This window comes from Kitasatospora sp. NPDC048715 (genome assembly GCF_043198905.1).
Classification (GTDB): Bacteria; Actinomycetota; Actinomycetes; order Streptomycetales; family Streptomycetaceae; genus Kitasatospora; species Kitasatospora lactacystinica.
On sequence record NZ_JBICVH010000005.1, the window covers coordinates 128,220 to 141,932 of the forward strand.

General features: G+C 77.2%; 10 protein-coding genes. 1 reads left to right on the plus strand and 9 read right to left on the minus strand.

Going from position 1 to position 13,713, the window contains the following annotated elements; all coding sequences use genetic code 11:
• Positions 1–77: 77 nt before the first annotated feature.
• The 5 genes from ACGFSC_RS11500 to ACGFSC_RS11520 form a co-directional block, all read right to left on the minus strand.
• Entirely contained in the window at positions 78–2,426 is a 2,349-nt protein-coding gene (locus tag ACGFSC_RS11500; RefSeq protein ID WP_359915142.1) for an ABC transporter permease, read from the minus strand.
• Positions 2,423–3,109 (minus strand): ABC transporter ATP-binding protein, encoded by a 687-nt coding sequence (locus tag ACGFSC_RS11505; protein WP_359915139.1) that lies wholly within the window; start codon positions 3,107–3,109, stop codon positions 2,423–2,425. Before ACGFSC_RS11505 ends, ACGFSC_RS11500 begins: the two co-directional genes overlap by 4 nt.
• Complete coding sequence (locus ACGFSC_RS11510; RefSeq protein WP_359915136.1) at positions 3,106–3,639, minus strand: PadR family transcriptional regulator; 534 nt, start codon at positions 3,637–3,639, stop codon at positions 3,106–3,108. The genes ACGFSC_RS11505 and ACGFSC_RS11510 overlap by 4 nt, the downstream gene beginning before the upstream one ends.
• A gap of 143 nt (positions 3,640–3,782) precedes the next feature.
• Positions 3,783–4,274, minus strand: a complete 492-nt coding sequence (locus tag ACGFSC_RS11515) for a hypothetical protein (RefSeq protein ID WP_359915135.1) — start codon at positions 4,272–4,274, stop codon at positions 3,783–3,785.
• 53 nt (positions 4,275–4,327) lie between these two features.
• Entirely contained in the window at positions 4,328–5,047 is a 720-nt protein-coding gene (locus ACGFSC_RS11520) for an aspartate/glutamate racemase family protein (protein WP_359915132.1), read from the minus strand.
• A gap of 139 nt (positions 5,048–5,186) precedes the next feature.
• On the opposite strand from ACGFSC_RS11520, the gene ACGFSC_RS11525 reads away from it, so the two are divergent.
• Positions 5,187–5,489 carry a hypothetical protein gene (locus ACGFSC_RS11525; RefSeq protein ID WP_359915130.1) on the plus strand — a complete coding sequence of 101 codons (303 nt, stop codon included), beginning with the start codon at positions 5,187–5,189 and terminating at the stop codon, positions 5,487–5,489.
• Here the strand turns inward: ACGFSC_RS11525 and ACGFSC_RS11530 are convergent.
• The 4 genes from ACGFSC_RS11530 to ACGFSC_RS11545 form a co-directional block, all read right to left on the minus strand.
• Positions 5,476–6,288 carry a maleylpyruvate isomerase family mycothiol-dependent enzyme gene (locus ACGFSC_RS11530; RefSeq protein ID WP_359915127.1) on the minus strand — a complete coding sequence of 271 codons (813 nt, stop codon included), beginning with the start codon at positions 6,286–6,288 and terminating at the stop codon, positions 5,476–5,478. The genes ACGFSC_RS11525 and ACGFSC_RS11530 overlap by 14 nt on opposite strands.
• A gap of 116 nt (positions 6,289–6,404) precedes the next feature.
• Positions 6,405–7,310, minus strand: a complete 906-nt coding sequence (locus ACGFSC_RS11535; protein ID WP_359915148.1) for an ABC transporter ATP-binding protein — start codon at positions 7,308–7,310, stop codon at positions 6,405–6,407.
• Positions 7,311–7,354: 44 nt separating this feature from the next.
• A complete protein-coding gene (locus tag ACGFSC_RS11540; protein ID WP_359915124.1) occupies positions 7,355–10,189 on the minus strand; it encodes a hypothetical protein in 2,835 nt (944 codons plus the stop codon).
• 103 nt (positions 10,190–10,292) lie between these two features.
• On the minus strand, positions 10,293–13,697 hold the full coding sequence (locus ACGFSC_RS11545) for an FtsX-like permease family protein (protein ID WP_392863045.1): 3,405 nt from the start codon (positions 13,695–13,697) through the stop codon (positions 10,293–10,295).
• Positions 13,698–13,713 lie beyond the last annotated feature (16 nt).

Sequence of the window (13,713 nt, forward strand, 5' to 3'; positions counted from 1 at the left end):
GTCTCCCGCCCCGGCGCGGGAGACGGCCCCTCGCGGGGACCGGCCGGGGTGCGTCGGGGCGCCGCGCGGGATCCGGGCTACTCGTAGCGCAGCGCGTCGGGCCGCATCAGCCGCAGGAGTCGCGGCAGTCCGAGGGCGGTGGTGAGGAGGACCGCGCCGGCCGCGATTCCCGACATGGCCAGCATCGAGCTCCAGTCCACGTTCCACGGGACGCCCGCCGCGTACTGCAGCACAGCCCCCATCAGCAGGCCGCCGACGGCCGCCAGTACCAGGCCCAGGGCCATCGGGAGCAGCGTCTGCCAGAGCACCGACAGGCCCAGGACGCGGCGGCGGGTGCCGACGGCGTTCAGCACGCCGAGCACGCGGCGCTGTTCCCGGAAGCGCTCCAGTTGGCCGACCAGCAGGCTGAGGGAGACCAGCAGGAGGGTGATCGCCGATCCCGCCGTCAGCAGGCGCTTGACCGCGAGGTAGGTGGGGTCGAGCGTGTTGTCGAGCGGGAACCCGGTGCGGGCCTGCGGGTCGATCGCCATCACGGCGGTGGTCAGCTGCTCCTCGGGGTCCGTCAGGCCGTCGGCGAGCGACACCAGGACGGTCGCCGGCTGTCCGCGCAGCGCCTCGGCCGGCACGGCGGCGGGGGTGAGCAGCAGCAGGCCGGATCCGAGCCGCCCGTTGGGGTCCGCGCCCTCGACGGCGGTGACGGTGGCCGTCACGGCGGGCAGCGGGAAGGGGGCCGGCTCGCCGGTGCCCCGGAAGTAGGCGGCGTGGACGGTCGTCCCGGGCCGGACCGGTTCGGCGCCCGGCCGCCCGGCCGGGCCCTGGACCGCGAAGGCGTCGCCGTTCTTGCAGTCGGGCAGGGTCGCGAAGCCGCGCAGCACCGTGCAGGAGGCGATCCGGACCGAGGGCAGCTGCCAGGACCTGGCCGTCCCGCTCTCCAGGGAGAACTCGGTGTACGCCGCGGTGGCCTTGACCCCGGTGCTGCGCGCCAGGCGTTCGGCGATGCCGTCGGCGGTGGGCGCGCCGCCGGGGAAGGACACCGACTGCTGGTACGGCCCGGCGGCGGGCACGCCCCGGGTGATGCCCTCGTACTGTGTGCTGATGCCGAGGAAGAGCGTCTGCAGGGCGATCGCCCCGGCGATCGCCACCACGACGCCGCTGACCGCCGCGGCGGCCGGTCCCGAGCCCAACTGCAGTCGGCGGGTGGCCAGTTGCCAGGACAGGCCGCCGCCGCCGGCCCGTCGGGTGACGGCCTCCACCAGCCACGGCAGGAGGGTGCAGAGGCCGATCAGCGTCAGCATCACGCCGGCCGCCACGAGGAGCGATCCGCGCGTGCCGTTCACCGGGTCGAAGAGCGCGAGGGCGAACACCGTCAGGGCCAGGCCGGCCAGCGGCAGCATCAGGCGCCATCCGATCCGGCGGCGGCCGGGGCCGGAGCGGCGGACCACGCCGAGCGGGTCGACGGTCGCCCGGCGCATCGCGAGCAGGGTGACGCCGATGCCCATGAGCGGCACGACCACGGCGATCGCGGCGGCGACGGCGGGCTGCGGTGCGACGTCCTCGGGGTAGAAGCTGAATCCGGCGAGCCGGATCCGTCCGATCGCCTGTCGGCCGATCAGGAAGAGCGCCGCGCCGGCGGCCAGGCCCAGCACCGCGCCCACCAGGGACTCCCCGGCGGCGATCCGGGCGGTCATCCGGCGGTCCGCGCCGCCGAGCCGCAGGGCGGCGAGCCGGCGGTCGCGCCGTTCGCCGCCGAAGCGCGCGGCGGCGGCGAGGAAGACCCCGACCGGGGCCAGCATCACCGTCAGGCCCACGGCGTTGAGCAGGATCAGCTTCGGGTCCATGGATTTGGGCGGTGAGAAGTGGCCGAACCCGGTGATCCGGACGGCGCCGGTGTCCACCGAGAGGCGGTCGCCGCCGAGCACGAAGTCGGCCTGGCCGGGTCCGAGCAGCCCGGCCGGGCCGATGGTGCCGACCACGGGGTGGGGCAGGCGCTCGCGCAGCAGCTGGTTGGCGGGGTCCTTGAGCAGGTCGGCCAGGGCCGGGGAGACGGCCATCTCGCCGGGCTTCGGGTAGGCGGCCACCCCGGGCGGCAGCGCCGCGTTCGGGCCCTCGGGCTGGACGATCCGGCCGCGCACGGGCGTGCCGTGGAAGGTGGTGTCGGCGACGGCCACGAGGACCGTCCGGTCGCCGGGGGCGGGCAGGTCCTCGTCCCGGAAGGTGTCGTTCTGCGTGTACAGGCGCTGGTCGCGGTGGTGCACGATGCCGGGGAAGGAGGCGGTGAAGAGCAGCAGGGCCACTCCCAGGCCGACGCCGCAGGCGGTGAGCAGCAGTCGGCCCCAGCCGTCCTGTCCGCTGGTGACGGCCAGTCGGGCGCCGAGGGCGAGCTGGTCCAGGGCGGGCCGGCGGACCTTCGGGTCGGCGGCGCTCACCGGGCGCCCGCCAGGTCGCGGGTGCGGCCGTCGCGGACGACGACCTCGCGGTCCGCGTAGGCGGCGACCCGCGTCTCGTGGGTGACCAGGAGGACGGCCGCGCCGGTCTCGCGCGCGGCGAGGGTCAGCAGCTTCATGACGCGTTCGCCGTTGAGGGTGTCGAGGGCGCCGGTCGGCTCGTCCGCGAACACCGCCTTGGGGCCGGTGATCAGGGCGCGGGCGGCCCCCACCCGCTGGCCCTGGCCGCCGGACACCTCGCCGGGGCGCTTGGCGGCGACGTCGGCGACCTCCAGTCGTTCCAGCCACTCGCCGGCGCGGGCCTCGGCGGCCTTGCGGCGCATGCCGTTCAGGCGCAGCGGCAGTGCGACGTTCTCCAGGCAGGAGAGTTCCGGGACGAGCTGGCCGAACTGGAACAGGAAGCCGAATTCGGTGCGCCGCAGGGCGCTGAGCTCGGCGTCGGTGCAGGTGGTGAGGTCACGGCCCTGGTAGCCGATGGTGCCGCGGTCGGGGCGGGTGATGCCGGCGAGGCAGTGCAGCAGGGTGGACTTCCCCGAGCCGGAGGGGCCCATGACGGCGACGAGTTCGCCGGCGGCGACGGTGAGCGAGGCGCCGGCGAGGGCCGGGGTGAGGCCGAAGGACTTGTGCAGGTCCTGGGCGGTGAGCAGGGGTCCGGCGCTGGTCAACGTGGGGTCTCCGTGAGGCGGGCGGTGAGGTCGTCGAGGCGGGCGGCGGTCAGTTCCAGCCAGCGCAGGTCGGCCTCCAGGTGGAACAGCGCGTGGTCGCAGATCAGTTCGTCGGCGAGGTCGCCGGCGAGCTTGCGGCGGGTCAGTTCGCGCATGGTCCGCAGGTGTTCGGCCCGCTGGGTGTCCAGGACGTCGGCGGCGGAGCGTCCGGTCAGGATGGCGAGCACGACCTTGTGGTAGAGGGTGCTCTGCAGGTACGGCTGCGGGTCCTCGGGCTGGTTGAGCCAGTCGGCGAGGTCGGTGACTCCGGCGTCGGTGATCGCGTACCGCTTGCGGTCCGGGCCGCCGCCGGCCTCCACGCCCTCCACGACGACCAGGCCGTTCTTCAGCAGCCGGGAGAGCGTCGCGTACACCTGCCCGTAGTGCAGGGAGCGGTCGCGCCCGAAGTGCTCGTCGTAGAGGCGTTTGATGTCGTATCCGTGGCGGGGCTGGGCTTCCAGGAACCCGAGGAGCATCTGTCCGAGTGACATGATCAAGGACTATACACACCATGTATACATGGTGTGTATAGCGAGGCGGGCCCCGGCGGCGGGCCCCGGCGGCGGGGCCGGGGGAACCGGCCGCACCCGCGAGGGCTGCGGCCGGCGGGCGGGCTGTTCCCGTCCCCGGTCGGTCAGGCGTCCGGCTGGGTGACCGTCAGCCCCCAGTGCACGTCGGGAGCCGACGCCTTCACCCCGACGTGGAAGGACCGGCCCTGCTCGGCCGTCACCACCGCCGAGCCCCTGTCGACGGCCTCGGCCGGACAGGGCACGGTGAACTCCACCGGGGTGGTGTCGCCGTAGTACGGCGTGAAGGTGACCCGCACCTCGCCCGCGCCGCCGCTGCCGCCCCGGCAGCCGACCGTCACGGTGACGGGCGGACCGGCCGCGTACGCGCCGCCGGTGACCGCCCCGCCGTCACCGATCCAGTCCGGGATCCAGATCAGCCCCTCCTGCCCGGGGTAGGGCAGGATCTCGCCCGTCCCCGGCGTCCCGTGCCCGATCTCCCCGATCTCCCCGACCTGTCCGATCTCCCCGGCCTGTCCGGCGGACGCCGGGACCGCCGTCACCGCGATCGCCGCCACCGCCGCGACCGCCGTCGTCCAGGCGAAACTCGCACGCCTCATGGTCATCCCCTCCGTGGTGCCGGGCCCGGGCGTCCCGACGCACCCGCACAGTGTCATCCGGCACCGACAGCGCCGCCTGAGTACGGATACTCAGGCGCCGCCTGCGCGGGCCGTGACACCGCGGCGGCGGCAGCGGCGCGCAGCCCGAGGGCCGGGCTGGACAGGACCGGTACCGCGGTCGCGGTCGCGGTCCGCTGCACGGCGTCCGCCATGGACGCCTGGGCGAGGACGACGGCGTCCGCGTCGACCACGGCATCGACGGCGGTGGCGATCGCCGTCAGGTAGCCGGCGCGGTCACCGCTCTCGAACCGCTCCCAGGCACCGTCGACCACCGTGGCCGTCACCGTGACCGGCCGGCCGGATCGGGCGGCCTCCTCGTCGACGAGGGCCGTGGTCGGGCCCAGGGTGCCGGGCAGTGCGGCGATCACGGCGATGCGTGTCGCCGCTCGGCCGCCGCCGGGCGCGACGGCGACGGCGGCCGCCGCCATCGGACGGTCGACGCGCAGCACGGGCACTCCCAGCGCCGCGGCCCGGGCCTCCGCGACGCCCCCGATCGTCGAACAGGTGCACAGCACCGCCGCGGCCCCGGCGGCGATCGCCGGGGCGAGAACCCGGTCGATGTCCCCCGCGACGGCCTCCGGCCCCTCCGCCAGGGCCCTGGCCAGCAGCCCCTGCGACACGACGTGCCGCAGGGACAGCCCGGGGTGCTCGCGGTCGCGGAGCGCGTCGAAGACCGGGACGTGGACCGGGGAGGTGTGGAGCAGCGCCAGCATGCGCGCGATGCTAGCGGCCCCGGCGGCCGGGCCCCGTCGCCGGGAGGGCGCCGGGGGCGGGGGTGTCAGGGGTGGGGGTGGCTGGGCCGGATGCCACGGTGCGGGTGCAGCGGACGGGTCGGGCGGCGAGGTTGTGGAGATGGACACCGTCATCGTGCTCGAACCCGATACGCCGACCAATGTGCGGATCCTCGGCCCCGACCGCGGGCCGGCGGACCCCGGGAACCCGGTGCGTCTGGCGCACTGCGCCCCCGCGGAGGCCTCCGGCGCCTGCGGCCCCCTGACGCTGTGCGGCCTGAGCACCTCCGACATGACCCTGGCCCCTCGCCGCTCCCCCGCGCCCGGCGGGCCCCAGTGGAACGCCTGCGGGGCGTGCCGTGAGGCCGAGGGGGGCGCGGTGGCCGCCGGTGCCGGGCCGGCGCGCGGGTTCAGGGGGCTGTGAACAGTCCGGGGAAGGACGGGGCCAGCCAGGGCCGGCGGCCCCAGGCGAGCACCTTGCCGCGGGCGATGGCGCCGGCGGTGGAGCAGCGGCCCAGGGCGAGGAGGAAGAACGCCACCGGCTCGACGAGGATCGTGCAGTCGGGGCGCCGGGGCGGCTCCTGGCTGACCGCGACGGCGCCGTCGGTGAAGGTGACCGCGAATCCGCCCGCGCCGCGCAGCCGCAGCCGGTAGCAGGCGCTGTGGCCGGCCGCGGTGCGGGCGTCCGCCACCAGGGGCATGGCCGTTCGCAGGAACGGCATGGTCAGCCCGACGCGTTGCCGGTCGATCGGGTGGGGCCGGCCGAGCGCGACGGCGACGTCGTAGAGGTGGGCCAGCATGTGGGTCAGCAGGTAGGCGCCGAGGGTGTCCAGATCCATCGGGCCGAGCGGGGTCAGCATCGGCTCGGTGCCCGTGCGCGGGCCGGCCGCCGCCGCGAACTCCCCTGCCTGGCGGGCGATTTCCTCGGCGAGTACGGCCGGGTCGCGTTCGGGTCGCGCGGCCAGCGAGACCTCGTTGGCCGCGGCCAGCGCGCCCGGGGTGCCGTCCCCGTACGGGCGTTCCTCCCCGGCGGCGAGGGCGGCCATCAGTTCGTTGGCCATCGCGAGGTGGGCGGCGGCCTCGGCGACCGTCCACTCGGCGCCGGGGATGCGGATGTCGCCGCGGCAGTCGGCGAGCAGGGGGACGGCTTCGTCGCCGACCGCGGTGACGGCCTGGAGGAGCGCTGTGCGTGTGGCGGAGGGAGAGTGTTGGGGGAACGTCATGGTGGTGAGACTGGTCGACTCCCGCACCGCTGTCCAGCTCCCTGACAGGGCCGGGGGAACGGGTGTTCCTGTCGGCCGGCGGGCGGGCGGACGGCGGGTCGGGCGGCGGGCGGAGGTCAGCCGCCGTCCGCGGTGGGTCCGGCGCCCGGCGGGCGGTCGCGGTCGGGCCACACGGTGATGTGGTCGTGTTCGAGGACCAGTCGCACGCGGTGCGCCAGGCCGAGGGATTCCGTGAAGTCGCGCGGCAGTTGGAGCCGGCCGACCCGGTCCAGCACCGTGTACTCGACGGGTGCGCCGTCACCGTCGCCGTCGGCGGCCGCAGGGCCCCGCAGCACTTCGGTGGAGGTGCGCCCGTCGCGGATCCGTACCGTGCGGCGGACCTGGTCGGCCACCAGGGCGTCGTGGGTGACGATCAGGACGGTGGTGCCCAGTTCGCTGTTGGCGGTGCGCAGGGCGGTGAAGATCTCCTGCGAGGTGGCGGTGTCCAGTTCGCCGGTGGGTTCGTCGGCGAGCAGCAGGCGGGGTTCGTTGGCGAGGGCGACGGCGATGGCCACCCGCTGCTGTTCGCCGCCGGAGAGCGCGGCGGGGGTGCGGTCGGCCGCCTGGGCGATGCCCATCAGGTCGAGCAGTTCGGTGGCCCGGGCGGCGCGGCGGCGGCGCGGTACGCCGGCGTAGCCCATGGGCAGTTGGACGTTCTCGCGGGCGGTCAGGTAGGGCAGCAGGTTGGCGGCGGTCTGCTGCTGGATCGTTCCGACGGTGCGGCGGCGGTAGGCGGTGCGTTCGCGCCGCTTGAGCGCGCCCAGGTCGGTGCCGTCGACGGTGGCGGTGCCGGCGCTGGGGGTGTCCAGGCCGGCGAGGATGCCGAGCAGGGTGGATTTGCCGGAGCCGGAGGCCCCGACCAGGGCGGTCAGTTCGCCCTCGCGCACGGTCAGGTCGAGTCCTTGCAGGGCCTGGACCTCGACGCCGCCGCGGGCGGTGGTGCCGGTGCGGTAGATCCGTACGAGGCTCTCGCAGTGGACCATGGGCCGGTCGGTCCCGGCGGCGGGTCGTTCGTTCTCACGGGTGGTCACAGGGCCTCCCCCAGTCGTAGGACGGCGCCCAGGGCGCGGCGGCGGGCGATCGCCGTCTCCAGGGCGCCGGCCGCCGTCACCAGCACGGTCAGGGCGAGGCCGAGCGCCGTGGTGGTGGTCCAGTCGGTGTGTGCGGCGGGTTCGAAGGGCGCTCCGGTGAGCGCTTGCAGCCGCAGGCCGGGGCCGAGTGCCCCGGGCAGCAGCAGGCCCAGGGCGGTGCCGCCGGCCGCGGCGGTGAGCAGCAGCGGCAGCGGGTGCAGCAGTTGCAGGGCGAGTACCGAGCGGCCGGTGAGCCCCAGGGTGCGCAGGTAGGAGGTGACGCGGGCGCGTTCGGTGGCGCTGAGGAGGAGGTCCAGGACGAAGGCGCCGAGGGCGAGCAGCAGGGCGAGTGCGGTGGTGACCTGGAAGGCGAGCTGGACCGAGCGGACCAGTCCGTCGGTGCGCAGGGCCTCGAACTCCGCGGCGTGGTCGAGCAGTTCGACCCGCGGGCCGGTCCTGCCGGTGGGGGCGAGCTGCGGGGTGGCCGCGGTGCGCACGGCGGCCCGGTCCAGCGGTGGGGCGCCGGCGGCCGGGTGGAGCAGGAGTGCGGAGGGGTGGCCGGGCTGTGCGGGCAGGCGTTGTGCGGAGGGGCCGGTGAACAGCAGCAGGGCGCCGGGGCGCGGCCCGTTGCCGAGGACCGGTCCGAGGACCGGGTCGCGCAGGGCGTCCTCGGGCAGGGCTCCGATCACGTGGACCAGGACGCGGCTGGTGCCCAGGGCGGACAGTTCGAAGGTGCCGTCGGGGAAGCGGGCGGCCAGGGCGGGGTCGGCCAGGGCGGTGAGCACCGGTTCGGCGCCGTTCTCGCCGGTCTGCCGCACCGGTGCGTCGGCCCCGTCGGCGGCCAGCAGGGCGCGGGCGAGCGGGGAGGAGGGGCGGGCGGCGGACAGGGCGGCGGCGTCCAGTCCGACGAGTTGGGCGCCGGGGAAGGTGGTGCCGTCGTCCTGCGAGGTGAGTTCGCCGCTCGCGCCGGTGACGGTCACCTGGTGGCCGACGGTGGGGACGTGGGAGAGGTCCTCGGGCAGTCGGTCGCGCGGTCCGACCAGGGCGAGCGGTGCTCCGCCGGTGCGCCAGTCGGCGCTCTGGGCGCGGCTGTCGGTGACGGTGCGCGAGATCCCGGCGCCGAAGACGCCGTAGCCCATGGCCAGCGTCAGGACCAGCAGGGCGAGTGCGGCCGTGCCGGTGTGCCGGCCGGCCTGGGCGAGTGCCACCAGCGGGACCGGGCCGCGCGAGCGGCGCGCCCAGTGGGCGGCCCGGCGCAGCAGCGGGGGCAGCAGGCGGAGCAGGACGAGCGCCGCGACCAGGGCGAGCAGGACCGGGGTCAGGGCGAGCGGGAGGTCGAGGCCGGAGCCGGCGAGGGCGCCGCGGGTGCGCAGCGCGGTCAGCGCGCCCGCGGCCAGCAGCAGGGCCAGGGCTTCCAGGACGAGGCGGCGCGAGCGTGCCGGGGGCCGGGTGCGCGGGGCGGTGGTGAGCAGGGTGGCGGCCGGTGCGCACCAGACCAGCAGGGCGGCGACGGCCGCCGGCAGGGCGGATCCCAGGGCGGTGCCCTGGGGCGTGGTGGCGCGGGCGATCGCCCAGCCCGCGGCGGCGCCGGTGCCGACCGCGACCGCGGCCTCGGCCAGCAGGCGGCCGGCGATCCCGGCGGTCCCGGCGCCGCGGGAGAGCTGGAGGGCGATGGCGCCGGCCCGGCGGCGGGCGCCGAGCCGTGCGGTGGCGACGGCGGTGGCCACGACCACGGCGAGAAGTCCGACGAGCGCGAAGCCCTGGAGCTGTTGGGCGCGTCCGCGTTGGGCGGCGTAGGCGTCCAGTTCGGGCGTGAGCCGGTCGGTGACGGCGATCTTGGGCACGATCTGGCCGGCGAGTGTGCAGAGGCCGCCGGTTTCGTCCCCGCAGCGCTGGGCGGTGTCGGCGGCGCGCAGCCCGGCGAGGGCGGCGCGCAGTTCGGCGGTCCCCGTGGCGGTGGCGGCGGGCCCGGACCGGTCGGTGGCCACGGGCAGGTCCCAGGCCAGTTCGAGCGGTACGGTGCCGCGGCCCGCGACCTGTTCGATCCCTTCGGCGCTGGTGAGGAGTTGGCCGACCAGTTGCTGGCCGGTCTCGGCCGGGACGGTCCAGGGGGCGACGAGCATCGGGAACTGCTGCCAGAGGCGGTCGGCGCCGTGGTCGGTGCGGAAGACGCCGACCAGGAGCACCGGGGTGGACCAGCCGGTGCCGGCCAGGCCGAATCGCTGACCCGTCGTCAGGCCGAGGCGGTCCCTGGTGGCTTCGGAGACCGCGACCTCGACGGCGGGCGGCTGTCCGGGCGGGTCCGTCGGGTCGGGTGCGGGTTGCCGGGGTGCGCGGCCCTGGACGTACTCGACCGGGCCGTGGGCGTCGTCGGGCTGGGCGTGGACCAGGCTGAGCCCCGGGGGCCGGCCGTAGGGGGTGGGGACTCCGGGCCCTTGCGCCGCGGCGGAGGGGGCGCTCACGCGGCCCTTCGGTGTGCCGAGCGCGGCGGCCAGTCGCGGTCCGGCGGCGGCGCGCACCGCGTGGCCGGCCTGGTCGAGGTCGCGGTCGAGTGCGCCGGGGGCGATCCGGGGCCTGGACGGCAGCGGGACGGTGGTGGACGTGGCGGTGATCAGCGGGCCGGACAGCTGGGCGCGGGCGACCCGGTCCGCGAGCGCGCCGGCGGCGAGGCGGTCGAAGCGCGGCGGCCAGCTCAGCGGGATCGCCGTGAGCAGGACGGAGAGCAGCGCCAGCCCGGCCGCCACCGGCCAGGCGATCCGCGCCTCCCGTCGGATCAGGCGCAGTGTCAGCATGCGGGGCTCCCGCCGTCGAAGCGTCCGTTGCGGGGCGGGGTGCCGGGCGCGAGGCCGGGCGCGGGGGCGCGCCCGCTGCCGGGCCGCCGTCCTGGCGTCGGGCTCATCCGTCCTCCCCCGCGCGCAGGGCCCGGACCAGGTCGACCCTGGCCAGCAGCCGGGTGAGGACCAGGACCGTGAGGGCCAGCAGCAGGCCGCTGGCGAGCGTGGTGAGCGCGGCGGCCGGCCGGCCCGGGGCGGTGGCCAGGGCAGGGAAGACCGGGCCGGAGCTGTCGTCGAGCACGGTGAGCGGCAGCAGCAGGGCCGTCAGGAGCAGGCCCAGCAGGCCGCCGAGCAGCACCGGGGGCACCGTCACCGCCACCTGTTCGGCGCGCAGCATCGCCGTCAGTTCGCCGGTCCGTGCGCCCAGTGCGCGCAGTACGGCGAACTCCCGTTGCCGGGAGCGGGCCGCGCCGACCGCGTGCAGGGTCAGGGCGGTCACCGCGAAGAGCGGGGCGGTGGCCATGACCAGCAGCCAGGCGCAGCGCAGTCCGGCCCGGAACGGGTCGTCGGCCAGGTAGGCGGCGAGCCGCTGTGCGCTCTGGGCGCGGCCGAACGCGCTGTGGCCGTCGACGGCGGCCCAGGTGGCGGCGGGGTCGTCGCTGGCCAGCCACCAGTGGGTGTCGACGGGCGGCGGCGCGCCGGTGAGCGCGCGGTTGGCGGCGAGCGCGGGCAGGTCCAGCAGCAGGTGGCCCTGGCCGCGGCCGTAGCCGGGCAGGGCGTCGACCTCCCCGGTGATGCGGACCTTCTGGTCGCTGTCGCGGTCGCGGTCCCAGGTGAGCCGGATGGTGTCACCGACCTTGGCGTTCACCGCGTCGAGCAGGGTGCGGTCGGCGATCGCGGACAGGACGGGCGGGGCGCTCCCGTCCGGGGTGCCGGTCGGGGTGCCGGTCGGGGTGCGCACGGCGAGGTACGTGTCCAGGGCGGCCGGGTCCAGGGCGTTCGCGGGGTTCTGGGAGCGCAGCACCGCGTGCAGGAGGCCGGGTCCGCGGCTGTGCCAGGTGCAGGCGGTGGCCCGGTCGTCCTGGGCGCCGCCGTCGAGCACCGAGGCGGGCCGGGCGTCCGGGGCCGGGTCGCCGGTGGGGCAGCCGAGTGCGGTGGGGCTGACGAAGGGCGCGCCGGAGCGGACCCAGGACCGGTCCGGTCCGAGGGCGAGGTCGGTTCGCCGGTCGCCGGTGACGGCGCTGATCCGTGGCAGGTCCAGCTCCAGGGTGGTGCGCCGGGCCAGGGGGCCGGGGAAGCGGACGCCGACGCGGGCGAGGGTCAGCGGGTAGCTGCGCCGGCCGCCGTCGGCCAGGTTCACGGTCAGCGGGTGGGGGCGGCCGTCGGCCGTCAGCGGGAGGGTCAGCTGCTCGGTCAGCCCGTCGGCGTCCTGGATCCACAGCAGCAGGCTCGGGCCCCGGTCCGGCGGTGCGGGGTCGGCGGTGGCCTGGACGGTCAGCTCCAGGGCGGTGGGCTCGCCGGGGATCGCGAGCCCCTGGGCGGGCGCGGCGGTCAGCGGGGCCAGCAGCGCCGGTGCCGGGCGGTCGGCCTGGTCGGGGCGCAGGGCCGGCAGGGCGCCGGAGGCCGCGGCGGCGGCGGTGTCGACGGCGACCGTCCGGACCACGGCGCTGCCCACGTAGGCCGACTGGTCGGCGACCGGGGTGAGGGCCGTGACGCCCGGCAGCGCGGCCAGCGCGCTGTGCCGCTGCGCCGCCGCGCCGGTCACCCCGGACAGCCGCAGGTCGGCGCCGACGGTGAAGGCGGCCCGGTCGCGGTCGCCGGCCGGCAGTGCGGCCAGGACCCCGGCGGCCAGGCCGGCGCAGGCCACGGCCAGGAGCGTGACCAGGACCGGGACCGCCTGGCGGCCGGCGTCGCGGCTCAGCCGCCAGGCGCCCAGTGGCGCGACCAGGCCGCGGGAGCGGGCGGCCGCCCGTTCCAGCAGCCGTCCGGCCGGCGGCAGCACCCGCAGCGCCAGCACCGCGCCGGCCACCGCCATCGCCGCCGGGGCGAGCACCAGGACCGGGTCGACCCCGGTGTCGAAGCCAGCACCCGCGCCGGGCACCACCACGCCCTGGTAGTGGCGCAGTTGGAGGAAGCCGAGGACCGCCACGGCGAGCAGCGCCAGGTCCGCTCCGGCCCGCTGCAGGCCCGGCCGAAGCGGGCGGCGCCGGCGCAGCGCCTGCCGGGCGTGCGGGTCCCAGGCCTGCCGGGCGAGCGGCAGCAGCAGGGCCGTGCCGTGCACCGCGAGCGCGAACCCGGCGGCCCACCAGGCGGTTCGGCCGTCGGCCGCGGTCAGGCCGTGCGCCCCGGCGCCGCGCAGGACGGCGGCGAGCAGCGGCTCGACCAGCAGCAGCCCGCAGGCCGCCGCCGGCACGGCGGCCACCGCCCACTCGCCGGCCGCCACCGCGAGCAGCCGCGCCAGGCCGGCTCCCCGGGAACGCTGGAGCGCCTGCTCGACGGCGACCGCGTCGGCCAGCCGACGGGCCGTCAGAACCAGGACCACCGAGGCGAGTACGGCGAGCAGGGCGAGCGGAACGGCGATCTCGGCCCTGGCGGCCAGGGCCGGCACCGCCTGGCCGTCGACCGCGGCGGGCAGCGCGCTGCGCACCCTGGTGTCGGCCAGGGGCGGGGCTGCGCCGCGGTAGACCGAGCGGGCGGTGTCGGAGCCGGCGAGGACGGCCACCCGGTCGCGCAGCGCGGCGAGTTCGGGCAGGCTCGACCGGCCGGTGTCGGGCAGGGCCAGCCACACGGCCTGGGTGCGGCTGCCGAACGTGGGCAGGGCCGTCAGCTGGGCGCCGTCGGCCAGCAGCAGGGCGCGGTCCGCGCCGTCGGCGCCGGCCAGGCCGTTCCAGAAGGCGTCGGCGGCCGGGTCGGGGCGGTAGACGCCGGTCACGGTGAGCGTGAGCGGGCCGCCGGTGGCGGGGTCCGGGACGACCGCGGTGCTGCCGCTCGCCAGGCCGAGGCGGTCGGCGACGGTCTCGGGGAGGGCGACGCGCAGGGCGTTCCCGGGGGCGTCGGCGGGGGCGGCGGAGGACGCGGCGGGGGACGCGGTGGCGGTGGCGGCGTCCGGCCAACTGCCGCTGCTCAACCGGGCGTAGCGGCCCGGGTCGGGCAGTGCCACCGGGAGCCCGGGCAGCCCGGTTTCGGTGGCCTGCCGGCGCGCGGCGAGCGGCAGCGGCAGGTCCACGGTGATACCGGCCCGCAGCGCGGTCTCGGAGCGGAAGGGGACGCCGGCCATCGCCCGGACCAGTGCCGCGTGCACCGCCCGGTCGGCCGCGGGCAGGCCCTGCGCCGTCCAGCGCGCGGACACCTCCACCGAGCGGCCGGCGTCGGCGGCGAGGCGCTGGCGCACCCCGGCCGCGGCGGCCGACTGCGCCAGCCCGGCCACCGCGGCCAGCACCGCCGTCGCCACCAGGATGCTCACGGCCACGGCCGCCAGCACCGCACCGTGCCGCCCGATCCGGCGCCCGACCCCCGCCAGCACCATCCGCCACTCCCCTCGG

Coding starts and splice junctions, on each gene's coding strand:
- ACGFSC_RS11510 (WP_359915136.1), bottom strand. CDS start 3,639: ATGTCACTCGGACAGATGCTCCTCGGGTTCCTGGAAGCCCAGCCCCGC.
- ACGFSC_RS11515 (WP_359915135.1), bottom strand. CDS start 4,274: ATGAGGCGTGCGAGTTTCGCCTGGACGACGGCGGTCGCGGCGGTGGCG.
- ACGFSC_RS11520 (WP_359915132.1), bottom strand. CDS start 5,047: ATGCTGGCGCTGCTCCACACCTCCCCGGTCCACGTCCCGGTCTTCGAC.
- ACGFSC_RS11525 (WP_359915130.1), top strand. CDS start 5,187: ATGGACACCGTCATCGTGCTCGAACCCGATACGCCGACCAATGTGCGG.
- ACGFSC_RS11530 (WP_359915127.1), bottom strand. CDS start 6,288: ATGACGTTCCCCCAACACTCTCCCTCCGCCACACGCACAGCGCTCCTC.
- ACGFSC_RS11535 (WP_359915148.1), bottom strand. CDS start 7,310: ATGGTCCACTGCGAGAGCCTCGTACGGATCTACCGCACCGGCACCACC.
- ACGFSC_RS11540 (WP_359915124.1), bottom strand. CDS start 10,189: ATGCTGACACTGCGCCTGATCCGACGGGAGGCGCGGATCGCCTGGCCG.
- ACGFSC_RS11545 (WP_392863045.1), bottom strand. CDS start 13,697: ATGGTGCTGGCGGGGGTCGGGCGCCGGATCGGGCGGCACGGTGCGGTG.